General features: G+C 41.2%; 8 protein-coding genes. 5 read left to right on the top strand and 3 right to left on the bottom strand.

All coding sequences use genetic code 11. The features are described from left to right. The 3 genes from WBM98_RS11315 to WBM98_RS11305 form a co-directional block, all read right to left on the bottom strand. Positions 1-1836, bottom strand: a 1836-nt coding sequence (locus WBM98_RS11315) for a TonB-dependent receptor (RefSeq protein ID WP_424366127.1), incomplete at its 3' end; no start/stop codon positions are given. Then, complete coding sequence (locus WBM98_RS11310) at positions 1817-2728, bottom strand: FecR family protein (RefSeq protein ID WP_424366126.1); 912 nt, start codon at positions 2726-2728, stop codon at positions 1817-1819. The genes WBM98_RS11315 and WBM98_RS11310, both read right to left, overlap by 20 nt. A gap of 384 nt (positions 2729-3112) precedes the next feature. Further along, positions 3113-3625, bottom strand: coding sequence for an RNA polymerase sigma factor (locus WBM98_RS11305; protein WP_424366125.1), 513 nt, complete (start codon positions 3623-3625; stop codon positions 3113-3115). 107 nt (positions 3626-3732) lie between these two features. On the opposite strand from WBM98_RS11305, the gene WBM98_RS11300 reads away from it, so the two are divergent. The 5 genes from WBM98_RS11300 (at position 3733) to WBM98_RS11280 (ending at position 10752) form a co-directional block, all read left to right on the top strand. Next, a complete protein-coding gene (locus WBM98_RS11300; RefSeq protein WP_424366124.1) occupies positions 3733-5496 on the top strand; it encodes a hypothetical protein in 1764 nt (587 codons plus the stop codon). 72 nt (positions 5497-5568) lie between these two features. Beyond that, the gene (locus WBM98_RS11295; RefSeq protein WP_424366123.1) at positions 5569-6027 is read left to right on the top strand and encodes a hypothetical protein; all 459 of its coding nucleotides are present in this window, start codon (positions 5569-5571) and stop codon (positions 6025-6027) included. 189 nt (positions 6028-6216) lie between these two features. Then, positions 6217-7554 (top strand): signal recognition particle protein, encoded by a 1338-nt coding sequence (gene ffh / locus WBM98_RS11290; protein WP_424366122.1) that lies wholly within the window; start codon positions 6217-6219, stop codon positions 7552-7554. A 158-nt stretch (positions 7555-7712) separates the two neighbouring features. After that, entirely contained in the window at positions 7713-8597 is an 885-nt protein-coding gene (locus WBM98_RS11285) for a bifunctional 5,10-methylenetetrahydrofolate dehydrogenase/5,10-methenyltetrahydrofolate cyclohydrolase (RefSeq protein ID WP_424366121.1), read from the top strand. Positions 8598-8706: 109 nt separating this feature from the next. Beyond that, the gene (locus WBM98_RS11280; RefSeq protein ID WP_424366120.1) at positions 8707-10752 is read left to right on the top strand and encodes a M13 family metallopeptidase; all 2046 of its coding nucleotides are present in this window, start codon (positions 8707-8709) and stop codon (positions 10750-10752) included. Positions 10753-10765: the final 13 nt, after the last annotated feature.

Below are 10765 nucleotides of genomic sequence, written 5' to 3'. Positions count from 1 at the left end.
CAAGAAATTCTGTTCCAGATCAACCACCTGATGGGTGGTTTGGTTTTTGAACTCCCCTTGTAATTCAATTTTAAGATGATCTACAAATTCATAATTGACATTAAGTCGAGGTTCGACACGAAATTCGCTGAAGGTGTTTAGGTTTTCTATATAATTGAGACGGGCTCCCCCCCGGGCAAAGAGTCTCTGATTGGGCGAGCGGTATTCCAATTCGGAAAAAAGGGCATGTGTCCGCATGACGCCCTTTATTTTGTTGCTATATGGGGGTTGGGTAACATCGGAAAAGTTGAAAATTCCCGTTTCCGTTACTTGGTAGCCATTGGCCCATGACAGGTTTTCATTAAGGCTATAGGTAGTGTTGACCTTTAAGGCGGTTTCGATAACTTCGTTTTCTTGTGAGAGTTGTTGGGCGGAATTGACGGTTATATTCTCTGAATCCAAGGCATAACGGGTGTAATAAGCGTTGATTTTCGTGGTGAGGACATCACTCCAATGACTTTCCAAACTACCCCCAAATGAAAGGTTGGTCTGGTTTAATAAGCTCTGGGTTTCTCGCGATGCCGTAAGGTTCTGCTCCGTATAATCCAGCTTGTTGTTGATGTTGATGAAACTGATGCGAACCTTATGCTCGGGACTTAAGTCAAACAAAAGCTTTCCTGTAAAATCATAGAAATAAAAATCCTGAGATCTTTTGATTTCGTCGGTCTGACCACTAGACCCCATGATTTGACTATCTTGGAAAGCCCTATCTGAAAATTGGCTATAGGTCGGGGTATCAAAAAAGTCGGTCAATGAGCGTCTTGCCGAGAACTGGAAAGCGGCATTTTGGGCAATAGGTACATACCCATAGACATCCCCATTGATTAAATTGAAACCAGCCCCGCCATATAGATCATCGGTAATATCATTTTTGCTTTCCATATCGAGCACACCACTGACACCATCACCGTATTGGGCGCTGGTACCGTTTTTTATGAGGGTAACCTTGTCTGTCAAATAGGGATTGAACGCTGAAATAAGACCGAAAAAGTGTCCGGATTGATACATTTTAATACCATCCCAGAGCATAAGGTTTTGGTCATTCGTCCCGCCACGGATATTGATATTCGATACGGTTTCGTCTATGCTTTCAATGCCTGGCAGGGCTTGAATGGTCTGTAATACATCTGGTTCTATCAAGCCTGGTAGAATGCCAAAATCGGTGGTGGTCATTTGAATGCTGGCATCGATTTCCTTACTAAGCCCTGTCGTTAAAAATTGATAAACGATGACTTCATCCAATTGTTCGTATTTCAGATCCAACAACAGGTCCTTACAAGGATTATGGCTCACCAATTCCTCGGCAGTAACGAAAAGGGGTTTAAAACCGATGTGCTTGATCTGGATCACGGATTCTCGAGGAATGTTTTCCAAGGAAAAATGGCCTTCACTATCGGTGATTATCGCAATATCGGTATCTAACACCTCCACCGATGATCCAGGGATTGTATTCTCTTTGAAATTATCCAAAACCGTGGCACAGATAGCGACCGTGGTACTTTTTACAAGGCTATAATAGCGTTCGTTCAATTTTTGGATTTTCAGCTGCGTCTGCGCTTGAATATCGGAAAGTATGGCTTTAAGATCTTCAGAGTGGTTGCCAATGATGGTGATCTCCTTTATGTCCTCATCGATATAGGAGAATTTAATATCATATTTAAATTCAAGATTCTGTAGTATGGAAATAAGTTTTTCTGTCTTGGCACTAGTATCCTGTGCCATTATTCTGGGAAAGGAAAAAAATAACAGCAGATATACAAGAATCGATAAAAGTGATTTACGGTGCGCTTTCGGCATAGAACAACACTTTATTCCCTTCTAATTTAAATTTTATACGGGAAGGTACACTAATACTCTGTAACGCCAAATCTGTATTTGTGTTGCTAAAAGTGCCGGTAAATAATTTACCCAAATCGATATTCTGGGTCGTGACCGTTACATTGTGTTGTCTTTGGAATTCATTCAAAACATATTTCAGGGGAATACTCTTAAACGTACTTTCCTTATCGATCCAAGAAGGCGCTTGGGTCGTTGGTTCTTCTGAAGGAACGATTTCACCGTCAATGACCATAAAGGAAGTCCCAGCTGGCAATTTGGTTTCCGAGCCTTTATACGTAACACGGACCAAACCTTCATAACAGGTTACCTCAAAAAAGCCTTCACGACCTTCAACATTGAATTGGGTGCCCAAAACCGCGACGGTACCATGGTCTGTCGCTACCGTAAAACGTTTGCCTTTGGCCACTTTGAAGAACGCTTCCCCTTCTAAGGATATGTTTCTTTCCGAATTCCATTTTTTCTTGTTGTACGAGATCTCAGAATCGGCATTCATGATGATTTCAGAAGCATCAGGGAGCATTACCACTTTGTTTTCCGCAAATTGGGTGGTGAAATTTTCGTGCAGGGAATTTATATAAAAATAGGAACCTACCATGATAATGGCAATGGCTGCGGCCACCTGCAAGAATCTTTTGAAGGGTTTCAGTTGCACGACTTTTGGTGCATGCAAGATTCTTTTGTTCTTTACTGCCTCGAGGGCATTTTCAACATCGAAACTTGGCGCTTCCAACGTATTGGAGGCATCCAGAATTCGCTGATAGGTAGCATACTCATCAGATTTTTTAAATGCTGCGAGCTCTTCCTCAGTGAGTTCGTTGGCGAGCCATTTTGCCAAGTAATTCTCTTGCATGATTTCTAGCTTTATGTTTTAATAACAATCCAGGGTAAAAAAACCCTACTTTATCAATTAACAATAATCAGTTTATAATGAACAATTTTAACGAAACACTCGATTTTTTTATATTGTCATCGACTGCATCATCTTTTCCAGGAATAACAATGGTCATATGGGCTGTATTATTATCATGCTTACTTTTTTCGCCCTTTTAAAAGTCACGAACACTATTTTTCAATAGGTCGTAATTCTGTTTTAGAACAATCTCAGCAGTGTATTTTTTTCTATAGCCCCCAATTCTTAAGGCATTAAATTTCACGTCCATTATTTATTGTTTTTTCTACTTGGTCTTCCGTCTTCCGTCTTCCGTCTTCTGTGAACCATCAACCATCAACCATCTCAGATTCCATCAATCTGCTCCCTTAGCGTTTTAAGTGCCAAATGCATCCTTTTTTCTATGGCCTTCACACTAACACCTTCAATCTCCGCAATTTCGGCATACTTTTTTCCATCGATCCTGTTTAATAAAAAGGTGGTCCGCTGGTTTTCGGGCAGCTTTTGTAATGCAACGTCCAATTTTTCCTTGAACTCGTTTTCCTCCATGACATACTCCGGGGTCTCATGATTGGTTGTATTTACCCGGTCGGCATACTTCAAACGCACTTTTTCGGCCTTTAGGACATTCAGGTAGAGGTTGTTTGCGATGGTGTAAACATAGGCCTTGGCCTTTGCGGGGGTCACCTTGGCACAGTTCTCCCATAGCCGTGCAAAAGCCTCCTGTACAGCATCATACGATTTTTCTTCATTGCCGTACTTATAATATATATAGTTAAAAACCGTTTTGGAATTAGCCTTGAAGAGTTTGCTGTATACCTCTTCATCACATACGTTATCCTTGGTTTCAGTGTTCAATGTGTTGGTTTTGTACCAAAGATATTTGAAAAAATCGAAATAAAAGGGTAGGGTTTTTTTAAAGTGGGTTGTTTCAATGACATACGAACAAAAAATACCAAATCGTTATGAAAAAGTTTTTTAGTTACACATTTTATACCAGCCTACTGGTAGTGGCACTGAGTTTTACCTCATGTCAAGATGAAATTGAACCCCTGCCGCAAGATGATGCCCTGACAGAGGCTATAGCAGCAAGTTCATCAACAGCAAAATTAATCGAGGACACCTGTTCCAATGATGGCTCTTTTGACAATATTGTTGATGAGTCAAGCTGTTTCAATATTAATTTTCCGTATCAAGTGAAGGCCAATGGGGTTGATGTAACCATCAATTCTATCGATGACCTTGATGACATAGAAGAGATTTTTGATGCCCTTGAGGAAGATGAGGATATCTTGGATATCATATTTCCAATTACCATCACCTTGGCCGATTATGCCGAGATTACCATTAACGGTATCGAAGATTTAAGGGAACTTGCCCAGGAATGTAAAGAAAATGGAGATGATGATGATATAGAATGTATTGATTTTATGTACCCGATTACCGTATATACCTTTAATCTTAATAAAGAAGAAACCGGGAATTTCACTGTGGAAAGTGATAGGGACCTTAGGCGTTTCTTTGCAGGGTTGGGTCAGAATGATTTGATTGGGATTGATTTTCCGATTACCTTAAAACTTTATGATGGTACCGAGATGGTAGTGAACACAAACGCCGAATTGGCCAATGCCATTGAAAATGCCAAAGAATTATGTGATGAGGATGATGACAATGACCATAATGACGATGATTTTACCCAAGCGGATTTAGCGGATTATTTGGTCTCGTGCCCATGGTTGGTCAAGGAGGTAAAGAGAAACGATCAATTACAAACAGAGCAATACTTCGATTATGTAATGAATTTTAAAGAGGATGGTGAAGTAACTGTAAATGATAGGGAAGGAAACAGCATGACAGGTACCTGGAGTATCAGGGAATCTGAATTCGCCTTACTTCTAAAATTAGAGTTTGATACCCTTGTCGATTTTAATCTTGAGTGGTTCATATATGAGCAGGGCGAAGGTACAATTTTATTGCATGTAAGTGATGGCAATAGGATTATCATGAAGAAGGGGTGTGATGTCATCAACAATGATCCAAGTACGTTGCGTGAAGCATTGAAAGAATGTAACTGGATAATCAAAAAAGTATTCAATGAAGGGCAGGATATTAAAAGATTATTAGGATTTGAATTCAATTTTGAGGCGGAAGGTGTTGTTACATTAAGCAACGGGGATATGGTTTCCCAAGGTAGTTGGGAGATTACCACCAATGCCCAAGGTCGTTTGGTTATGGCGATTACCATGGGCGATGAAGAAGGGGTAAGTTTTGAATGGCCTTTGAGCGAACTTAAAAATGAACGATTGAAGTTCGAGATTCCTGAGACCGACTATGAGTTGATCCTTGAAAGAAATTGTGACAACGACGAAAATGATGAGGATGTTACATGGATCAGGGAATTATTCAATGACACGGCATGGGCCTTGGCAATGTTTTCCCAAAATGAAGATCCCCTTACCGAAGCCTATGACGGGTATACCTATCAGTTTGGTATGGATGGTGTGCTCACCATAGTTGATCAGGATATGATCGAAATCAGTACGGGTAACTGGTACGTTTATCGCAATAGCGAAAGCAAATTGGAAATGATCATTCGTTTTGGATCGGAAAGTAACTTCTACCCATTGGGCAATGATTACAAGATCCTTGAGGTAGTCGATAATCGATTGGAATTAAAACATGAAAATGCATACGGTGGTTATGACCATCTCGTTTTCGAAAAGAAATAACTGTGTATTGACCCCGATGCCATTGTGCATCGGGGTTACTTTGAAAATATAACCCCAAAAACCTACTTACCTATGAAACTACGATTTACATGTATGGCACTAGCCTTACTTAGTATAGGGTTCACGCTCTCCTGCAGTAAGGACGAAGAAAAAACGGAAGTCGAAGAAAAAGTGACCGCGGCGGATATGTCCAAGATAAAATCAGCGGTTGAGGCAGGTACTTGGAGCATTGCGAATTATACGGAAGCTGATACGGATGAAACCTTCAACTATGCAGGTTTTGGTTTTACGTTCAATACGGATGGTACCCTAGGGGTAACCGATGGTAATACTTCCATTTCAGGAGCTTGGTCATTGACCACATCCGATGTTGATGAATTGGATTTTAATATTTTCTTTTCCTCACCGGATATTTTTGAAGTCCTTACCGATGATTGGGAAATTAAAACCTATTCCAATTCGAAGATCGAGTTGATCGATACAAGTGATGACGATAGTACCATTGATTATTTGACCTTCGAAAAACAATAAACCTTTTTTGCCCCACATTTTTTTAAAAGGCGTCCATTAAAAATGGGTGCCTTTTTATGTTACTGCAAGAGGATACGGCGCAATGGTGTTCGATCAAAGACTGAACAATGCATTATTCTTATTAACACTCCCTTGTCTAGGGGCACTATATTTCTTTACTTTGCAAACCTCCGCTAATTAAGAAAGAATATGTTTGATAATTTAAGCGAAAAGCTCGATAAAGCCCTGCACGTTCTCAAAGGACATGGGCAGATTACCGAAATAAATGTGGCAGAAACCACCAAGGAAGTCCGAAGGGCTTTACTTGATGCTGATGTCAACTTTAAAATCGCCAAGGAATTCACTACTAGGATAAAGGAAAAAGCCTTGGGCCAGAATGTCTTGACGACCTTACAACCGGGCCAATTAATGGTCAAGATCGTAAAGGACGAACTTACCCAACTCATGGGGGGCGAAACAGAAGGTATAGATCTTTCAGGTGCTCCTTCGATCATTCTGATGTCTGGTTTGCAGGGTTCCGGTAAAACAACCTTTTCAGGAAAGTTGGCCAATTATCTCAAAACTAAGAAGAATAAAAAGCCATTGTTGGTTGCCTGCGATGTTTATCGCCCGGCAGCAATAGACCAGCTGCAGGTGGTAGGGGACCAAATAGGTGTTGAGGTGTATTCGGATAGGGAGAATAATGATCCGGTAGCCATTGCACAAGCAGGTATTGCCCATGCAAAAGCGAATGGCCATACGGTGGTTATCATTGATACCGCAGGTCGTTTGGCGGTCGATGAGAGGATGATGAACGAGATAGCGAACATCCGTAATGCCATAAAACCTCAGGAAACACTTTTTGTTGTGGATGCCATGACAGGTCAGGATGCTGTTAATACGGCAAAAGCCTTTAATGATGTCTTGAATTTTGATGGGGTAATCCTAACCAAGTTGGATGGTGACACCCGGGGTGGTGCCGCGATATCCATTAAATCGGTCGTCGATAAACCCATAAAGTTCATCGGTACAGGTGAAAAGATGGAGGCCATCGATGTTTTCCATCCCTCAAGAATGGCCGATCGTATTCTCGGCATGGGCGATGTGATCTCTTTGGTTGAAAGGGCCCAAGAGCAGTTTGATGAAGAGGAAGCCCGAAAGATCCAAAAGAAAATTGCCAAGAATAAATTCGGTTTTGACGACTTCTTAAGCCAGATCCAACAAATCAAGAAGATGGGAAACATCAAAGATCTGATGGGGATGATACCTGGTGCAGGCAAGGCATTAAAGGGATTGGATATCGACGATGATGCCTTTAAACATATTGAGGCGATTATCCATTCAATGACCCCTGAGGAGCGGTCCACTCCCTCAAAATTGGATGCCAGTCGTAAAAAACGAATAGCAAAGGGTAGCGGCCGCGATGTTCAGGAAGTCAATCAGCTCTTGAAGCAGTTCGACCAAATGAGCAAAATGATGAAGATGATGCAAGGTGGTGGCGGTAAAAAGATGATGCAGATGATGGGGGGCATGAAAGGAATGAAATAGGTTTTTTAGTTCAGAGTTCAAAGTTCAAGGAAATTGGACGCCTTTTTATCTTAGGTCGAACAACCCTAGTAAATTTTAAGTATAAGAATTATGCTGCTACAGGTATATGCTTCTGAAAAAAAATACTGCTGACTGCAACAGCCAAATGAATAAAAAAAATGAAAATACTCGACGGAAAGAAGATCTCAAATCAAATTAAAGAGGAAATTGCTGCTGAGGTAGCAAAAATGAAGGAAAATGGCGAAAAAGTCCCTCATTTGGCCGCAATAATCGTGGGTAATGACGGAGCCAGTTTAACCTATGTCGGGAGCAAGGTGCGTTCATGCAAGCGCGTAGGATTTGAATCGACGTTAGTGCAATTGCCAAATACAACGTCTGAGATCGAATTATTGAAAAAGATCGAGGAGCTAAACCAAAATGACGATATAGATGGTTTTATCGTACAGCTTCCCTTACCTGACCAGATCGACACCCAAAAGGTGATTATGGCCGTTGACCCCGATAAGGATGTTGATGGTTTCCATCCTACCAACTTCGGTAAAATGGCACTCGATATGAGCACCTTCATTCCAGCCACTCCTTTTGGAATCTTGGAGTTGATCGAACGTTATGGGGTAGAGACACAAGGTAAACATACGGTGGTAATAGGAAGGAGCCATATCGTAGGTCGCCCTATGAGTATTTTGATGGGCCGTAAGGGGTTTCCCGGTAACTCAACGGTTACCTTGACCCATAGTCGTACAAAGAATATCACCCAGATCACCTCCCAGGCCGATATTATCATATCCGCTTTGGGTGTCCCCAATTTCCTAAAGGCAGAAATGGTAAAGGACGATGTGGTAATAATAGATGTTGGTATAACCCGTGTTCCGGATGATAGCAAGGAAAAAGGCTATTATATTACCGGAGATGTTGATTTTGAAAATGTCAGTAAAAAGGCCTCCTACATAACACCGGTACCTGGGGGCGTTGGTCCCATGACGATAGCTATGTTACTCAAGAATACCTTATTGGCCAGGGAAAGGCATAGGGGTAGAAAATAATATCCATCCACCAGGTAACATCCATATATTGATTGGTATTTTTAAGGATGCCCCGTAACATTATCATTATTTTATAGTCTAATTCTAAAATTATTTCAACAAGAACAATATGAAAAAATCAGTAGTACTAAAATCCGCCATTGCTATGGTCGTTTTATTGGCCCTTGGGTGTAAAAATGACGCAACCGAAAATACGGGAAATAAGGAATTAACATCCGGAATTCTTACACAGTACATGGATACCCTGGTGAATCCCGGGGATAATTTCACAGCCTATGTAAATGGCACTTGGGTAAAGAATACCGAAATACCGGCAGATAAATCCTCGTATGGTGTTGGCTATATTGTACATGAGGAGTCGGAGGATAATGTAAAGAATATTATTGAGGAATCGGCCTCCGGAGATTTCGAAATGGGTTCCGATGAACAAAAAGTGGGCGATTTATATCAGTCCTTTATGAATATGGAAAAGCGTAATGAACTTGGCGTTTCACCGCTTACCGAGGATTTTGCCAAAATAGATGCGATAAAGAATTACGATGACTTGGCCACCTATTTTGCCTATGCCAATAAGGTTGGGGTAAATGTTCCTTTGGGGCTTTTTATATATCAGGATTTAAAAGATCCTACGATTTATACCGTTTACACTTGGCAAGCTGGGTTGGGGTTGCCGGATCGTGAGTATTATTTAAATGATGATGAACGGTCAAAGGAAATTCAAACCAAATATGTTACACATATTGAAAAAATGTTTGCATTGGCCAATGTGCCAAATGGGGCGGTAGCTGCAAAAAAAGTGATGGATTTGGAAACTACAATTGCATCCAAACACATGGAAAAGGAAAAAACCCGGGATTTGGTCGCACTTTATAACATGTTCCCGGTAGATACGTTGACGAACATCATGCCCAAATTCAATTGGAAGGCGTTTTTGAGTGAAGCCGGTTTAGATAAGCAAGACAAATTGGGAGTGCTTATGTTGGATTATTCAAAGGCACTTGATGGCATTATCACATCAACAGATTTGAACACTTGGAAAACGTATTTGAAATGGAGTGTCTTGGATGCCAATGCTTCAAGATTAAATGAAGCTTTAGATCAACAAAATTGGGAATTTTATAGCAAGGAACTTAGAGGCACACAAGAGCAAAGGCCTTTATGGCGTAGAGGTGTCTCAACCGTAAATGGAACATTGGGTGAGGTTGTGGGCAAGGTTTATGTAAAGAAACATTTTCCACCCGAAGCGAAGGAACGAATGGAAACCTTGGTCGATAATCTATTAAAGGCGTATGAGGTAAGTATCAAGGATTTGGATTGGATGAGTGAAGACACCAAAAAAGAGGCGTTGGATAAGTTGGGCAAGTTTACCCCAAAAATTGGGTACCCAGATAAATGGAAGGCTTACGATTTGGAAATAAAGGAAGATGACCTTTACGGTAATTTGAGAAGGTCCTCACTTATGGAATATGATAGGGAATTGGCCAAATTGGGTCAACCCATCGACAAGGATGAGTGGGGTATGACTCCCCAAACGGTAAATGCCTATTATAATCCAACCATGAATGAGATTGTTTTTCCGGCGGCTATTTTACAACCCCCGTTCTTTGATTTGAATGCAGAGGATGCGGTTAACTATGGGTCAATAGGAGCCGTTATTGGGCATGAGATCGGTCACGGGTTTGATGATATGGGAAGTACTTTCGATGGGGATGGGGCCATGCGTAACTGGTGGACCGAAGCTGACAAAGAGGAGTTCAAAAAGCGAACTTCGGCATTGGTCGAACAGTATAATGGTTTTGAAGTATTGCCTGATTTGAATATAAACGGTGAGTTTACCCTTGGTGAGAACATTGGGGACCTCGGTGGATTGAGTATTGCCTTGAAAGCCTATAAAATGTCGTTGGGAGATAAGGAGTCGCCTATGATCGATGGTTTTACAGGAGACCAAAGGGTTTTTATCGGGTATGCCCAATCTTGGAGGAACAAAGCAAGGGATGAATCGTTACGGGTACAGATAAATACTGATCCCCATTCCCCAGCCGACTATAGGGTCAATGGCGTGGTCAGGAACATTCCTGAATTTTACACGACCTTTAATGTTAAAGAAACAGATTCTTTGTATTTGGCACCTGAGGAAAGAGTGAAGATTTGGTAGCGCTCAAGGAATA

The sequence above is a fragment of the Maribacter sp. genome (assembly GCF_049667165.1).
Taxonomy (GTDB): domain Bacteria; phylum Bacteroidota; class Bacteroidia; order Flavobacteriales; family Flavobacteriaceae; genus Maribacter_A.
Note: the sequence above shows the minus strand (reverse complement) of the source record. Positions and strands in the feature narration are given on the sequence as shown.

Bases quoted from the DNA above. Each gene is read 5' to 3' on its own strand.
- WBM98_RS11285 (WP_424366121.1), top strand. From the start codon at position 7,713: ATGAAAATACTCGACGGAAAGAAGATCTCAAATCAAATTAAAGAGGAA.
- WBM98_RS11280 (WP_424366120.1), top strand. From the start codon at position 8,707: ATGAAAAAATCAGTAGTACTAAAATCCGCCATTGCTATGGTCGTTTTA.
- WBM98_RS11295 (WP_424366123.1), top strand. From the start codon at position 5,569: ATGAAACTACGATTTACATGTATGGCACTAGCCTTACTTAGTATAGGG.
- WBM98_RS11300 (WP_424366124.1), top strand. From the start codon at position 3,733: ATGAAAAAGTTTTTTAGTTACACATTTTATACCAGCCTACTGGTAGTG.
- WBM98_RS11310 (WP_424366126.1), bottom strand. From the start codon at position 2,728: ATGCAAGAGAATTACTTGGCAAAATGGCTCGCCAACGAACTCACTGAG.
- ffh (WP_424366122.1), top strand. From the start codon at position 6,217: ATGTTTGATAATTTAAGCGAAAAGCTCGATAAAGCCCTGCACGTTCTC.